Genomic DNA, 14,402 nt, shown 5'->3' with positions numbered 1-14,402 from the left:
AATGTTCATGATTTATATGCAGGCGGTGGATCTATATCCATCGCCTTTTTTGTACCTTGCACCCTCATTCAGTATCCAGGAAATTATGCAGGCAGACATCCTACAAAAATACTTCTCAGAACATCATGAGCATTACCGTGTGGCAGATCTTGAACAACTGCTTATTGCCGACGGAACACCACAACCGGAAGCCAGCATAGCTGCTGCCAGGGCTTTTGATGAATATTTTAAGAAACAGCTGCGTAAGAAGGGGATCAAAGCCGCCGTTTTCTTCGGCATAGGGCTTATTGCACTGCTTCGTGTTATTACCCTCACCAACCGCGAGGAAGGCAGTTTTATGCAGGTATCCACCTCCCTGGCATTGGTAGCTTTTACAATCGTACTGGGGATCATCTGGGGCATGCAGTTGTTTGCATTGAAAGAAGAGATTTCGACGTTCAAGGATATGAGGAAGTTGTAATTGCAAACACAAAATACCCGCTGCCGATATATCTTCAACAGCGGGTAAATAAATTTATCCTGCCCTTCTTTATTGCATCCGCTGCAACGCCGCCAGCGACTCGGTCACATGTTTCTCTCCATCGCGCAGCGAATTGAATTCATGCACAATCACCCCGTTCTTATCTACTATATAAGTAACCCGGCCTGGTATCATAAAGGTTTTAGGTACGCCAAACAATTTACGCACTTCATTTTTAGGATCACTCAGCAAGGTAAACGGAAGATTGTGATGCGTGGCAAAACTACGGTGAGACGCCACGTTATCAGCACTGATACCAATCACCTTGGCGCCATACTTCTGAAAATCCTGGTAGGAGTCGCGAAAAGAGCAGGCCTCTTTGGTACATACACTGGTTTCATCTTTCGGGTAAAAATAAATGACCAGCGGTTGTTTCCCCAGCACGGTATTAATATCAAAAGTTTTCCCGGTTTGATCCTGCAGGGAAAAGGAAGGAATTTTATCTCCTGTTTTTAATTGCGCCTGGGAACCGGAGCCCCATAGCTGGAAAAAGGCGGTCATAGCGAAGATGGTCTTTAAAAGTTTCATACCTGTTATTCTTACTGCTAAAGTACGAAGAGTCTTTATAAAGCATATTAATGTGAGGAAAATTAGTCTCCGTGTATCATTAAAAACTAGTGTTATGTTAATTATTAATTGAAAGATATTGTTCCGTTGTTTGTAAGTAAAGAATACTCCCTAGAATTGATCATTCTTACCCGCATATCTCTGAATATAAATAGGAAGTTGATGGTATTTGCAATTAATTTCCTTTTCAGAAATCACTTTATCAGCGAATCGGTTAATATTTTCGGTTACATCATGTGCTGAACGAAGAAGAATTGTTCCGTCTTTTCTTTCCTTCATATAATAAATAGTCAGAAACACTTCTTCATTTTCAACATTCTTTCCTACAATTTCCTTCCAATCCACTTTTAACTCCTTCAATTTGTCTATTTTCTTGTACAAATTATCTGGCGCTGAAGCAGAAGTAGTAATGTTCCTTATTTTTGCCTGCCAATCAAAGTCCAATTTTATTCGAAAGATGAATGAATACTCATCATATTTCTCTTTCACTAATGGTGTCACCAACGAATCTACAGCCTTGTAGATTTTATTCATTCCTTTAGATTCGCCTGGTCTATTCTGAGCAATTACTTTAGATGAAAGAAGAGAAAGAAATAATATGGCTACTATATGGATATTTTTCATAAACTAGTTTATTTAAATAATAAAAATAAATATACAAAATATGCGATACAACCGAATTCCATTATGTTCCAATAGTCAATAAGGTCTTCATATTTTCTATTTACACCAGGAAGGCGTACCTTTTTTACCATCCTGATAGTCGACAATAGTCTGTAATATTCTTGAACTTATTATTATTTGAAATAGCATTTTTTAGCCTTTCTCCAGTCCATTCAATTGTTTGCTGCAAGCCTTCCCACGATAAATTATCTCTATCAGTGGATGACATATTAGGAAAAATTTCAGCCAGTGCTTCTGATAGTTTGGATCTATAGGCTGCAGCCATCTTATCATGTTGAGTAATGTATGGCGCCGAGGCATCTTGAAATTTCTCTCCTTGTTGAGCAAAATAACCGTGTAGCGATTCATGTAAAATTACCACGACAATTAACTCTTTAGGTACTTTGGGAAGAACGTCAACATTTAAATCAATATATACATCACCATATTGATTACCATCACCACCAAAGTGTGTGTCCTGCCGATTAAAATGCCCTAATTCTCCTGATTCAAAACTTGTAGCAGGCCTCTCCCGAAAAGTAATATTCAGGTTGGCATCCTTATTGAAGACCGCCTTAACAGATGCAGAGATCCAGTTCTTTAAGTCATTGGAATAAACTGAACTGTATGCCGCTGTTAAGCATGAATTCTTCAATTCACTTTTTATTGTGGAGGGAGAACTACTATTGCTATTCCGCCCGCCACCAATTGGAATCGGGTTATTGGGTGTAACCGGTCCTCCTGGAACGGGTCTTACCGGCTCTGTTGGAAACGGGATATTAGTACCTGGGGTTTTCGAGGTACTTGGAGCGGGTGCGGTAACTTCCACTGTTGGGAGGGTAATTTCGAAGCCTGAACCATCGTCATCGAGACCTCCTGGTTTTTTCCATGGATCTACCGGATCATTCGGATCACCTACCATCAATGCTTGTGATCGGTATTTTAGTTCCCCGGTCAATAGACCGTCTTTGAAACGTCTACCTCTAAGGGGGGCATTATTAAACGGATCAAAAATTATTATGTCACCAGAGAAGTCTTCATTGCTCACAAATTGCCTCATACTCTCACTTCCAGTGCGCCCCTTTGTCTTCAGATAGTTATTCTCTGGCCTTATCTCCTGTATAGTTCCCAATACCACACCATTGGAGTCCTTCTGAAAAAGAAGATCCCTGTAGCCTACTGGTAGTTTGTAGCTGGTTAATGGCACTTTTAAAACGCTGGATTTATCCGGGAACGCTATTACTATGGCATCTTCTCAATTTGGGGTTCCGGGATCGCGGTGTTGGCTAAACACAGTTTGCAATCCTGAAGGCCCTGCTGATAACCAATTTTTCTGCTTCCTCAACTGAAATTACAGTTGACTTAATGGCTGGCTGTTCCGTTGTTTGTTTTTGACACCAATAAAAAAATAATAATTGTAGCAATTGCCAACTTAAAGTGGGGTATTACAAACTTTAACATAGTTTGGGATTTAGGGTTTTGAATAAATATTAGGTTAACAATAATGACAGGCGAAGATAAAAAAAGGGTGATCTAAAGCAACAATTTTTTTTACTTAAAGCGAATACTAATAAGATTGCTCTCATTTACCGACTTCGCCCCTTTATACTTAGAATTAGTTAACAAATATTTTCATTTTGAACATTTACCTCCAGGTGAAAAAAAACAGCGGGATACTATAAAGAAGGCTATTCAAAAGTAACTGCTGAGAAAGTAGACATGGAGAAGTGGAAACACGGCCTCACTACAATGTTGGAAGGTTTCAACGTGATGGATTTGCTGTATATGCCAGGGAAAAGGTCCCTTTATATTATAATATATTTTATACTTCTCCTTTTTCAGAAATATTCCCTTGTTTATCAATCTTTTCTAATATTCAACTTTTTATCTGTAGCATTTAATCATTATTTTTGGCACCTAAAACGTTGTGTTTTGAAAACCATACTAAACGGCAGGCAAATGGCTATTACGATAGACAGGCTTTGTCATCAGTTGATAGAAAATCATTTACAGTTTGAGCAAACCGTGCTGATAGGATTACAGCCCCGTGGTATTTATTTATCCGGCAGAATTCATCAGGCCTTGCTGAAACTGGTACCAGGCGCGCACATCGATTACGGTAAACTGGATATCACTTTTTACCGCGACGATTTTAACCAGAGTAAAACCCTGCATGTGCCGAATGAAACCAGTATCGATTTTTCCATAGAAAATAAAAAGGTAGTGCTGATTGATGACGTGTTGTATACCGGCCGTACTATCCGTTCGGCGCTGGATGCAATGCTGGATTTTGGCCGGCCCGCTTCTGTAGAGCTGCTTACGTTGATAGACCGCCGCTTCAGCAGGCAGCTGCCTATCCAGCCGGATTATACCGGACGCACCATTGACGCCCTGATTTCCCAGAAAGTAAGGGTGTTGTGGAATGAAAGAGATGGTAAAGACGAAGTAATTCTGATTGACTAAAATAAAACGGGATTTCAGAATTCAGATTTCACCCTTTATATTTGCACATTAATGTCACTTTCTGTAAAACACTTACTCGGAATTCGCGATCTGCAGCGCCAGGATATAGAGCTTATTTTTCAAACAGCCGACCAGTTTAAGGAGGTTTTACAAAGGCCTATTAAAAAGGTGCCCACGCTACGTGATACAACAATTGTCAATTTATTTTTTGAGAACTCTACCCGCACACGCATCTCTTTTGAGTTAGCGGAAAAGCGCCTGGGTGCAGATACCGTTAACTTTTCTGCCTCGGGATCTTCCGTATCCAAAGGAGAAACGCTGATAGACACCGTGAACAACATCCTGTCCATGAAAGTGGATATGGTGGTGATGCGCCACTCCGCCAGCGGTGCGCCGCATTTCCTGGCCAAGCATATCAATGTGCCTATCCTCAATGCAGGCGATGGTATCAATGAGCATCCCACACAGGCATTGCTCGATGCGTTCTCTATCCGGGAAAGGCTCGGTAGTGTGGAGGGTAAAAAGATCGCCATCTGCGGCGATATCATGCACTCCAGGGTAGCCCTCTCCAATATTTACTGCCTCAAAAAACTGGGTGCAGAAGTAACGGTGGTAGGCCCGCCTACCTTGATACCGAAATACATGGCTGCAGCGCTCGGCGTAAATGTTAGCTATAATATCCGCGAAGCCCTGCAATGGTGCGATGTAGCCAATGTGCTGCGTATCCAGCTGGAAAGGCAAAACACGCCGCTGTTCTCCTCTCTCCGTGAATATTCACTCGCATACGGTGTAAACCGGGAGCTGCTGGACAGCCTGAATAAAGAAATTGTAATTATGCACCCTGGCCCCATTAACCGCGGTGTGGAAATAAATTCTGATGTGGCCGACTCTGGTCAGTCCATCATCCTGGACCAGGTAGAAAACGGTGTAGCTGTACGTATGGCTGTACTGTACCTGCTGGCAGGAAAGAAATCGGAGTAGCGTGCTGCTCCCTGTTGGCTTCTGAAAAATCAGAAGCCAACAGTCAACCCCAATGTATATGATCTGAAAAACGGATATGCATTACCGTTATAACCTCCCGCCTGTTCCGGATCATAATATTTGATCTTCATTTTGGTAGTTTCCCAAAGGTCTTGTCCTGAGAAGTAAATGCGCAGGTTGCTGATCCATATTTTCCTCAGCCAGCTGGCGGGTAAGGTATAGCCCACCTGCAGGTTCTTCAGCCTGATATAGGCGCCGTTCATCGCCCAATGGGAGGATGGAACCGTGTTCTGCTGATCATTGAGATACAGTCGTGGAAATAACGCATCGGGATTTTCCCGTGTCCAGTAATCCTGGTTAATATCCCAGGGTTGCTGCCAGGCGCTGGTAAAAGGAAGATTGTAACGCGGATCCGGCATCACTTTGCGGTCGGCCACGCCCTGGAAGAAAACGGAAACATCAAATCCTTTCCAGGCGAAGCCCGCATCTATACCATACGAAAACCGCGGATCGGTACTGCCCAGGTATACCAGGTCGGCCTTATCTATTTTGTGATCACCGTTGATGTCTTTATAGCGCAGGTCGCCGGGGCCGGTGTTCTCATGCTGGAAGGCGTGCTGGCTCACTTCATCTGCCGATTGGAAGTAGCCGTCCGATTCGTAGCCAAACAGGGAGGAGTAGGGATATCCGGCAATGCCCTGGTTCCAGCCCGGCTGCGGGGCCACATCATCATTCTTCAGCACTTTATTCCGGTTATAAAAGAGGTTGCCGTTGATATACCAGGTAAAAGGACCTTTATCGTCGCGCCAGCCTATATTTATTTCCCAGCCCCATGATTTCATTTCACCGCGGTGAAAATCAATTGGCCAGGCGCCGTCTGTAGATGCGGTGAGCACCGGGATCTGCATATCGCGGTTATGCTTGATGAAATAGTCGGCTGCCAGCGTGAGCCTGCCCCTGAATAACGTAGCATCCCAGCCATAGTTATTGGTGGAAATGTTCTCCCATCCCTGTGCCTGGATAATGGGGTTCTTGTATACAAAGGGCAGCAGGTTAGGAGGAGCATTAAAGCTGAAAGTTTGCAGGCGCTCATCATTGGGGATACTGTTCCAGCTGTTAACATTCCCCAATCTGCCCCATGACCACCTCAGTTTGAACTCATTGAAAAAAGGCAACGCGCGGTTGAACCATGTTTCATTGTTCAGTCGCCACCCGGCAGAAAAGGAAGGGAACACCTGCCACTGGTTCCTGCCGGCAAACGAGGTGCTGTACTGCGATAAGCGCGACCCGATGAGGTTTGCCTCCACCAGGTAACGGTTGTCGTAGTTATAGCTCATTTTACCAAATATGGACAGCAATGAACCGCTGGCGCCCAGCAACTGCGTATATACGGGAGCGTTATTGAAGTGACTGGTATTGATCTCCTGCCGGCTGATATTGTAGGAGGCCGCAGTATTTTGCGTGGTATTATATGCTTCCTGTGTGGCACCGCCGAGCAGGTGAATATTGTGTTTGTCTTCTTTTAGATCGTAGTCGGCCAGCAACTGCAGGTTGCCGCCTTTACTTTCCAGCCGGCTTTTCTGCAGCATGTTATTGGGTTGTAACAATGCGGCCGTATCCACGCGGTTCCAGAGAGCAATGGTATTGCGGCCCAGGTTGTCTTGCAATGTATGTTTCTGCGGACTGTAAACTAATCTCAGCGTGAGCCCTTTGGCAATACTGTCGGCCCTCAGGGTAAACACCGCATCTATGTAATTATTTTTCTCGTCGCGTTCGCCGCCATCTTCCAAAATGGCGTACCCCGGCGCGCCGCCATAGGCGTAGTTGCTGGTATTAGGCACAAATACAGGCACATTTCCAGGGCCGCGGTAAATCCCTGCCAGTAAGCCTTTGGGGCCTTCCACTGCCTGGGCTGGCGAGAAGGTATTGGTTTGTGCGTACGACAACCGGGTTTCCAGGCTGAAATGCTTATTGAAGCGGTTGTTCATGTTCACGCGTGCATTCACGCGGTGAGTACGGTCCGGCCCAACAGCAAATAGTCCTTGTCTTCCAAAATAGCCCAGGGATGCAGAGAACTGGTTGGAGCTATCGCCTCCTTTTACGGATAGGTTATAGTTTTCAATACCGGTTTTGCTTTTGGTAAGTACCGGCAGGGCGTTGTAATTATAGTAGTATTTGTAGAAATCAGGACGCTGGTAGTCGATGGCATAATGATTCCCCGATCTCATTAAATCTATTTCCAGGGGATCCCAGGGCGCAACCTTTCCTGCATTTTCCGCGGCGATGTTCTGCATGGCGGCCGATTGCCAGGAGGGGAGGCGGTTGGGCAGGCGGATGGGGGTTTCAAAACCTCCGAGAGTATTGAAATCTACTTTCAGTTTACCTGGTTTCCCGGTGCGGGTAGTCACCAATACTACGCCGCCAGCGCCACGGGCGCCGTAAATAGAGGCCGCTGCCGCGTCTTTCAGGATAGATACAGATTCAATGTCATCCGGGTTCAATACTGCAAGGGAACCGGGAACACCATCAACAATTACAGGGGTGTTGCTACCGGAGGAAGAGCCCACACCCCGCACCTGGATGTTAAATCCTTCACGGCCGGGTTGCCCGTTACTTCTTGTTACCACCAGGCCGGTGGCTGTGCCTTGTAAGGCCGCCATCACATTGGCTACGGGCCGGCTTCTCAGCCGCACGCCATCTACCTGGCTGATAGAACCGGTAATATTAGCCCGTTTCTGCAGGCCGTAACCCAGTACTATCAGTTCGTTCAGCTTGCGCAGGTCGGGTTGCAGCAGTACAGATATATTTCTCCTGTCTCTCACCGCAATCTCTTTGGTTTCAAAGCCGATCAGGGATACCTGGAGGATAGCCTGTCCGCTGGCCAGGTCTACTTTGAAGCTGCCGTTTTCCGTAGTGGCGGTACCGTTAGTAGTGCCTTTTTCCCGGATAGATACACCGCTCAGCGGCTCCATTCCATCTGAAACAGACCCGGTGAGGGTCCATTTGTTAGGGTTGGGATCTGTGTTGCGGGGAGGCGTTTCATCTGCAGCAACGGCGTTGAGGGGGATTACGATGATTTGTCCGTCTTTTATCTCCACTTTATATTTTGCAGGAGGGAAGATCTTTGGCAATACTTCCTGCAGGGAAGAATTATGTACGTGTAAGCTAACGCCCTGGCGGGTTTCCAGTTCTCCTGACGAGATAGCAAAGGTATATTTGGTTTGTTTTTCTATTTCCCGGATCACGGTTTTCAGGCTGGCGTTTGTAAACTGCAGGGAAACCTTTTTAGGAGGGGGAGGGGCATTAGTATGCTGGGCCATAGCTACAGCATTGGCCAATACCAGGATAACAATAAAAATAAAATCAGGCACGCGTCCAAACCTGGAATTGGAGATACGCGCCTGTAGCAATAATTGCTGCATAAATAAAAGGTCAGGCGCGTATTTAGTAGATGTCTACCAGGTCGTTTTTATGCGTAATGTTAATTTGAAGGGTTTTTCTCATAATGTCCAGCACTTCATCCAAAGACATATTGGGGAAGGTAGCCAGCAGTTTTTTATCAGCCAGTTGCTGATCGCTGATGGTGATCTGTACATTATAAAAATCTTCGAGGGCTTCCGCTACTTCGGTGAGCGGGGTATCGTCAAACGTTAATGTCCGGGTTTTCCACGCCAGGATGTTATTGTTCTTTTTATGGGTACGGGTGTCTATTTCGTGGCCGTTACGTTTCAGGGAGGCTTCCACGCCCGGGGTAAGGATCACTTTTTTCTCAGTGCCTTTATAAGCGGCGCTTACCTTCCCGGATTGCACGAACACTTTCACCCCGCTGTTGGCGGCTTTTACGTTAAAAGCAGTACCTAATACCTGTACTTCTACTTCGGGGGCATTTACAATGAAGGGGAGGGCGTCGTTTTTCGTAACATCAAAAAAAGCTTCTCCTTTATCTATTTTAACCAGCCTGTTATCTTTTCCAAATCCGCGTGCATAGCGTACCTGGGTATGTGCGTTGAGATACAGCATAGAGCCATCCGGCAAGCGAAGACTGTCCTGCTGCTGGTTGGTGGCGTAGGTTTTATACCCGCCCGGGCCCAGCCAGGTCCATGTGCCGGCAATCACCAGTACGGCTGCGGCGGCCCACCAGTACCTGCGGTTCATCCTGATCACGCGGGTGTTTTTCTTTTGTGCGGGAAGCGAAGCAGTTACAGGAACCTTATCCAGCATGGTATCCAGTGCCTGCCATTGTCCCTGGGTATCGAAAGCAGAGGCGGCAGGAAGCGGATCGCCATGCCACATGCCTTTCATATCCAGGAAGATATCCAGGTTACCAGCATCCTGTTGAATCCATTCGTTGAGCTGCGTTTTGTGCTGCTCATTGTCCGGATCTTCCAGGTAACGGATCACTATATCTATGTCTGTTTGATTATTCATGGCTTCTTATTAGTAATACAACCGAAGAACGTTATACCATTAAGCGATAATAAAAAAAATTCCGGAGCATCTTACGACTTATTAATAAGGTCTACCCGTAATCGTTTTAAAGCCGTGGTTAAGTGGGCGTATACTGTATTGATAGAGATATTTAATTGTTCTGCGATTTCGGCTGGCGACAAGCCTTTCAGGCGGCTCATTTCAAAAACACGGCGGCATTGGTCCGGTAATTTTTCAAGGGCAGAGCGGTATTGGGCTTCCAGTTCCTTATGTTCCAGCAGGGAATGGTTATTTTCCGCCGGTGTAGCGGTTTGCATTTGTTCCTTGGCGTATACTTCTTTTCGTTGCTCTTTTTTTATCCTGTTCAGGCAGGTGTTTACGGTGGCTCTTGCGAGATAGTGATTAATAGGGGCCCTTTCATCCAGGTTTTCCGCACCTTTCCACAAGTTGAGGAAAACATCCTGTACCATATCATTCGCGTCATCTTCATCTTTCACATACCGCACGGCAATATTATACATGGATGGTGCGAACTGTTTAAAAACAGTTTCGAACACATCTTTGTTTCTGCTCCGGATGCCTTTTACTATTTCGTCGTTACTCAATTGCAACATGCTTTTGATCTTTTGTCTTGTTTCCGTAGTGCGAAGATAATTTTTAAAATTACTAATTACGAAAGCAGCTGGTATAACGCCTTGTAATTCTTTTTTTCACTTTAACATTTCTTTGACTAATGGTAAGTGAATTGTCGGATGTATTGTTTATATACGGTAGCCAACGATGAGGGCATATAACAAAAACCATGCACATTCATCCGGGCCGGGGATATTCAATATAAATATTAACCATTCAAAAATTGAAGCCATGAAAAAATCAATTGTAGGAACGCTCGCTTTAGCAACAATGGTACTTGGGATGTCGGCTTTCAAAAGTGCAGATGTAGCCGCAGTAAAAACTGTAGACAGCACCGCCGCAATGGTGGATTCAATTGCAACAGACTCCATTGCCAGCCTGGATTCAGTAAAAGTTTTCAGTGTAGACTCACTGCAGCGCCTGGATTCTTTAAAAGGATTTGATTCCCTGACAGTAGACTCATTAATGGGAACCGATTCTTTACAGAGAGTGGATTCCCTGGCCGGAATTGACTCTGTAATGCGTATTGACTCTTTAACAGGGGTAGATTCTTTACAGCGCCTGGATTCCTTAACCGGGATTGACTCGTTGCAAAGAGTGGATTCTTTAACTGGAATCGACTCTTTACAAAAAGTAGATTCTTTAACCGGAATCGACTCTTTACAGAAGGTAGACTCCCTGCAGGGACATGATTCACTGAAAGTGATGGCTGTAGAAGGTGGTTCTATCACCGGTAAAATCACTCCTGCCGACAGCGCTACTGAAGTAGAGGCAGACAACGGTACTGATAAGCTGAAAGGCGCTATATCACAGGGTGCATTCACCATTCCGGCTGCTAAAGCAGGAACTTATACTATTACTGTTCTCGGCAAAAGCCCTTACAAAAACGCCGTGATCAAAGATGTAAAAGTAGAAGACGGTAAAGCTACCGACCTGGGCGAAATCAAATTAGAACAATAGTTTTTAATAATGAAATAGCAACCAACAACACAAAATCATCCACATTGGAAAACCCAATTTGGTTTGATGCAGGGGGACCTCTTACGGTCCCTCTTTTTTTTGCGCGGATTTTACTGGTTTTATTTTGCTGATTGTTAGACTGGGGAAGGATATGGGGGGTGGTTTTTATTTTGGGGAGATGAGAAAGGCCGTCTCTACTAACTGGTATAGCTCCGTAAAGCAGGATAGTACTTTCATTCGCTCACTCACGGAGCTGTAAGGCCCGCCGGGGTTGGTAAGGGCTTCGGTTTAAGCTGAGGCAAGCAGGTTATTCGTTTCACCTGGTCCCAAAAGCTCAAGTAGCTTTTCAGCACTGTTCCCGGGGAATTGCTATTCTTCGTCTGTAAGGCAGGCGGGGTTGGGGCGAAAGTCATATTAATTACTGAAAATATATTTAACAGAATGAAAAATAATTATAGTAGAGACAGGAGAAGCAATAACTGGCTCGTAAAAGAGCTGGGAGTAAGTATTACCACGGTTTCAAAATGGTGTACCAATACAATGCAGCCTACCGTGGAATCCTTGTTCAATATCACCGCTGCACTGGATGTGGATGTACGGGAACTGCTGGTTAGCACAAAGAAACTGGCGTAGAGCTATGTAAATCTATTTATCATCTTTTTTCAAAAAAAGTGGGCGTAGATTTCTTTTTTTTCTAAAAAAAAGCATTATCATTGAAATCAGAAAGTTGTTTGAACCTTATTGATTTGTGACCTAACTGTAGAATGCAGAGCCTTTGGGCCACTACTACGTTAACTCTTGAATAAGCATTAACGGGCAATTTGTTCCGGAGCAGTATTACCAACCCTGCATACACCGGATATATATAGTCAAACAAGCAACGAGCGAACAACGAGCGTAAAAAGTATTTGGTAACAACTTATAAGTTGCAATAGGATAATGAAAAATTGTGTTAATTGTCTTTTGTTTCCTAAAATAGGTTGTTATTTGTAAAATCCATTTTGAATGCATGTTTTAAGGCAAATAGTATAGGTACCCGCGCGTTTGAGAAGATAGTTGACCTCGCAGGATTACCATACATATATATATATTGGCTCCTTCCTGCCATAGCCAATATTACCGCCAGAGAATTTATATAGAGTTTTTTGCTTCCAATTTTTATTGGGATCCAAGCTTCATGACGTCCCGGGTCAGATGGTCCTCCTGGTTTCATGAAGATCGGTCTTCTTATAAAATGAGAAGCCTGCAAAACATCCAGTTACAGCCGGGGATGTTTTTTACTGGTTTCAGCAGCTATAAAAAGGTAGAGAACTTGCTCTAAAGGAAATAAGCCGGAGTAAGCCCTCTAAGTGAAGAATCGTGCCCCTGTGGTAGATGCAAAGCATATTGTGGCTTTGCCCATGATAGCTGTGTGCAAGCATGAAAACTAGTATCAGGAAAAGATTTAATAATTCAATATAAAATCTCAAACAAATGATCAGATTAAGTTTATTCAGTGTCAGAGCTGCTTTAGCAGTCACTTTATTTGCCGTTACTTTCGCATCATGCACCCAAATCTCTACAGAAAGGCCTCAACCGGTGGATTCAACGGCCATTTATCTCAAAAAACTCAATGACTACAAAAAAAGTGACCATAAGAAGTTTGTTGGTTATTTCAACGGTTTAGAAAAATCTGTTTCTGCAGATAGTACCAGGTATATGTATAGTAATCTGCGACTGGTTCCGGATAGCGTCGATGTTGTAGATATCTTTACTCATATGGGAAAAGGAAAAAAAGAATTGTGGAACAACTTTGACAAGATAAAAGCAGATATAAACTATCTCCGGAAAAGGGGTACTAAAGTGGTGAATTGCATTTGGCTGACTGATTTTCAGGATTGGCATAAAAATGCAGATGGAACTCCTGTATATAATCACAATGAGGCCGACTATGATAAATTTGCAAAATTGGTTTATGATTATTTTACGGAATGGGGCCTGGACGGAATAGATGTAGACATGGAACCTGAACTCATTTATAGTAAGGAACAGACAAAGGGGCTACTGAAAGCGTTGAGCAAATATTTCGGTCCTAAATCAGGGAATAACATTTCTTTTATTTTTGATACAGACCAAACATCGGGTACTATTTTTGAAATCTTTAACGATACCTATAGCTATTATAACAATGTTATCTTTCAGGGATACAATTGTGCCGGCGATCGGTGGAGCGGAAATCAAAATATGATGACTGGTGTAGTGAATCAATACGGAAGGCTTATTGGTAATAAAAATGTATTCTTTTTAACCAATGGTGAAAAACCATGTGCCTGGAATGTGAATAGCGCTTTAGGTAAAAATACCTTAATTGAGGAATATGCATTATGGGCATTGAAAACTGATGTTGGTGGTATAGGGGCATATGGATTCAATTTGGATTATAATAATAATAAATATTATAACGTTCGGAAATCAATAGCAACAATGAATTCCCCTCAATAAATTGTTTAACTTCTTTTTTGGGGAAAAATAATGGGCTGCTATGTAATATTACATATGAGCCCGTGAGAGAGCATTGCCCGGTTTTTCAAGCGGCTGTAAACTGAACTGTGTTAAAGGTCGGAATATTTCAGACCTTTAACACAGTTCTTATTTTATGAGTTATGCCCATCTGTTTATTGCATTGGGAGGTATTTAAAGTAAAATCATCATGATCCTGGAGACAGACAACCTCCGCTTCAAATATTATTTTTTGCAGATAGCAGCTACTCAGTAATTTAGCGCTTTCAAATATTTAATCACGCATGCGCACCATCCTGCTCCTCACTGTTTCCAATACCTTCATGACATTTGCCTGGTACGGCCACCTCAAACACCAGGACGTTGCCCTCTGGAAAGTGATCCTCATCAGCTGGGGCATCGCCTTTTTTGAGTACTGCTTTATGGTGCCCGCTAACCGCTACGGCGCCCAGGAAGGGTTTACCGGGTTCCAGCTCAAAACCATCCAGGAGGTGATCACCCTCACCGTTTTCAGCATTTTTGCGGTTACCTTCCTGAAGGAGCCCCTCCGCTGGAACTATCTCGTCTCTTTTTTCTTCCTTGTAGGAGCCGTATATTTTATGTTTAAAAAGTAACGCAGTAATAAAGCAGTGAGAGATATATACTTTAAAACCAATTCATATTATATAAAAATAAATGTAAAACAAGA

The 14,402-nt window shown here is 43.8% G+C and carries 13 protein-coding genes; 7 read left to right on the top strand and 6 right to left on the bottom strand.

Annotated features, from left to right (window positions below):
• Position 1: 1 nt before the first annotated feature.
• Positions 2-460, top strand: a complete 459-nt coding sequence (locus FN124_RS22965) for a hypothetical protein (protein ID WP_142687115.1) — start codon at positions 2-4, stop codon at positions 458-460.
• 69 nt (positions 461-529) lie between these two features.
• On the opposite strand, the gene FN124_RS22960 is transcribed toward FN124_RS22965, so the two are convergent.
• The 3 genes from FN124_RS22960 to FN124_RS22950 all read right to left on the bottom strand — a co-directional run bounded on the left by FN124_RS22960 (position 530) and on the right by FN124_RS22950 (position 2,957).
• Positions 530-1,048: a peroxiredoxin gene (locus FN124_RS22960; RefSeq protein ID WP_260607565.1), complete on the bottom strand. Its 519-nt coding sequence runs from the start codon at positions 1,046-1,048 to the stop codon at positions 530-532.
• 150 nt (positions 1,049-1,198) lie between these two features.
• Positions 1,199-1,711 carry a hypothetical protein gene (locus FN124_RS22955; protein WP_142687114.1) on the bottom strand — a complete coding sequence of 171 codons (513 nt, stop codon included), beginning with the start codon at positions 1,709-1,711 and terminating at the stop codon, positions 1,199-1,201.
• A gap of 124 nt (positions 1,712-1,835) precedes the next feature.
• Entirely contained in the window at positions 1,836-2,957 is a 1,122-nt protein-coding gene (locus FN124_RS22950; RefSeq protein ID WP_142687113.1) for a hypothetical protein, read from the bottom strand.
• 725 nt (positions 2,958-3,682) lie between these two features.
• Between FN124_RS22950 and pyrR the strand changes: the two genes are divergently transcribed.
• Positions 3,683-4,213, top strand: coding sequence for a bifunctional pyr operon transcriptional regulator/uracil phosphoribosyltransferase PyrR (gene pyrR / locus FN124_RS22945; RefSeq protein ID WP_142687112.1), 531 nt, complete (start codon positions 3,683-3,685; stop codon positions 4,211-4,213).
• A gap of 51 nt (positions 4,214-4,264) precedes the next feature.
• Complete coding sequence (locus tag FN124_RS22940; RefSeq protein WP_142687111.1) at positions 4,265-5,194, top strand: aspartate carbamoyltransferase catalytic subunit; 930 nt, start codon at positions 4,265-4,267, stop codon at positions 5,192-5,194.
• Between the two features lie 29 nt (positions 5,195-5,223).
• On the opposite strand, the gene FN124_RS22935 is transcribed toward FN124_RS22940, so the two are convergent.
• From FN124_RS22935 to FN124_RS22925, 3 genes are all read right to left on the bottom strand, one after another.
• The gene (locus tag FN124_RS22935) at positions 5,224-8,616 is read right to left on the bottom strand and encodes a SusC/RagA family TonB-linked outer membrane protein (RefSeq protein ID WP_142687110.1); all 3,393 of its coding nucleotides are present in this window, start codon (positions 8,614-8,616) and stop codon (positions 5,224-5,226) included.
• A 22-nt stretch (positions 8,617-8,638) separates the two neighbouring features.
• Positions 8,639-9,622: a FecR family protein gene (locus FN124_RS22930; RefSeq protein ID WP_142687109.1), complete on the bottom strand. Its 984-nt coding sequence runs from the start codon at positions 9,620-9,622 to the stop codon at positions 8,639-8,641.
• Between the two features lie 71 nt (positions 9,623-9,693).
• Positions 9,694-10,236 (bottom strand): RNA polymerase sigma-70 factor, encoded by a 543-nt coding sequence (locus tag FN124_RS22925; RefSeq protein WP_142687108.1) that lies wholly within the window; start codon positions 10,234-10,236, stop codon positions 9,694-9,696.
• Positions 10,237-10,486: 250 nt separating this feature from the next.
• Between FN124_RS22925 and FN124_RS22920 the strand changes: the two genes are divergently transcribed.
• From FN124_RS22920 to FN124_RS22905, 4 genes are all read left to right on the top strand, one after another.
• Positions 10,487-11,215, top strand: coding sequence for a peptidase associated/transthyretin-like domain-containing protein (locus FN124_RS22920; RefSeq protein ID WP_142687107.1), 729 nt, complete (start codon positions 10,487-10,489; stop codon positions 11,213-11,215).
• Positions 11,216-11,656: 441 nt separating this feature from the next.
• A complete protein-coding gene (locus FN124_RS22915) occupies positions 11,657-11,848 on the top strand; it encodes a helix-turn-helix domain-containing protein (RefSeq protein WP_142687106.1) in 192 nt (63 codons plus the stop codon).
• A gap of 840 nt (positions 11,849-12,688) precedes the next feature.
• Positions 12,689-13,696 (top strand): glycoside hydrolase family 18, encoded by a 1,008-nt coding sequence (locus FN124_RS22910; protein ID WP_142687105.1) that lies wholly within the window; start codon positions 12,689-12,691, stop codon positions 13,694-13,696.
• Positions 13,697-13,998: 302 nt separating this feature from the next.
• Positions 13,999-14,328, top strand: a complete 330-nt coding sequence (locus tag FN124_RS22905) for a DMT family protein (protein ID WP_142687104.1) — start codon at positions 13,999-14,001, stop codon at positions 14,326-14,328.
• Positions 14,329-14,402: the final 74 nt, after the last annotated feature.

This window comes from Chitinophaga polysaccharea, from assembly GCF_902150045.1.
Taxonomy (GTDB): domain Bacteria; phylum Bacteroidota; class Bacteroidia; order Chitinophagales; family Chitinophagaceae; genus Chitinophaga; species Chitinophaga polysaccharea_A.
Note: the sequence above shows the minus strand (reverse complement) of the source record. Positions and strands in the feature narration are given on the sequence as shown.

Bases quoted from the DNA above. Each gene is read 5' to 3' on its own strand.
- FN124_RS22935 (WP_142687110.1), bottom strand. From the start codon at position 8,616: ATGCAGCAATTATTGCTACAGGCGCGTATCTCCAATTCCAGGTTTGGA.
- FN124_RS22965 (WP_142687115.1), top strand. From the start codon at position 2: ATGTTCATGATTTATATGCAGGCGGTGGATCTATATCCATCGCCTTTT.
- FN124_RS22930 (WP_142687109.1), bottom strand. From the start codon at position 9,622: ATGAATAATCAAACAGACATAGATATAGTGATCCGTTACCTGGAAGAT.
- FN124_RS22960 (WP_260607565.1), bottom strand. From the start codon at position 1,048: ATGAAACTTTTAAAGACCATCTTCGCTATGACCGCCTTTTTCCAGCTA.
- FN124_RS22925 (WP_142687108.1), bottom strand. From the start codon at position 10,236: ATGTTGCAATTGAGTAACGACGAAATAGTAAAAGGCATCCGGAGCAGA.
- FN124_RS22955 (WP_142687114.1), bottom strand. From the start codon at position 1,711: ATGAAAAATATCCATATAGTAGCCATATTATTTCTTTCTCTTCTTTCA.
- FN124_RS22940 (WP_142687111.1), top strand. From the start codon at position 4,265: ATGTCACTTTCTGTAAAACACTTACTCGGAATTCGCGATCTGCAGCGC.
- FN124_RS22910 (WP_142687105.1), top strand. From the start codon at position 12,689: ATGATCAGATTAAGTTTATTCAGTGTCAGAGCTGCTTTAGCAGTCACT.
- FN124_RS22920 (WP_142687107.1), top strand. From the start codon at position 10,487: ATGAAAAAATCAATTGTAGGAACGCTCGCTTTAGCAACAATGGTACTT.
- FN124_RS22915 (WP_142687106.1), top strand. From the start codon at position 11,657: ATGAAAAATAATTATAGTAGAGACAGGAGAAGCAATAACTGGCTCGTA.
- FN124_RS22905 (WP_142687104.1), top strand. From the start codon at position 13,999: ATGCGCACCATCCTGCTCCTCACTGTTTCCAATACCTTCATGACATTT.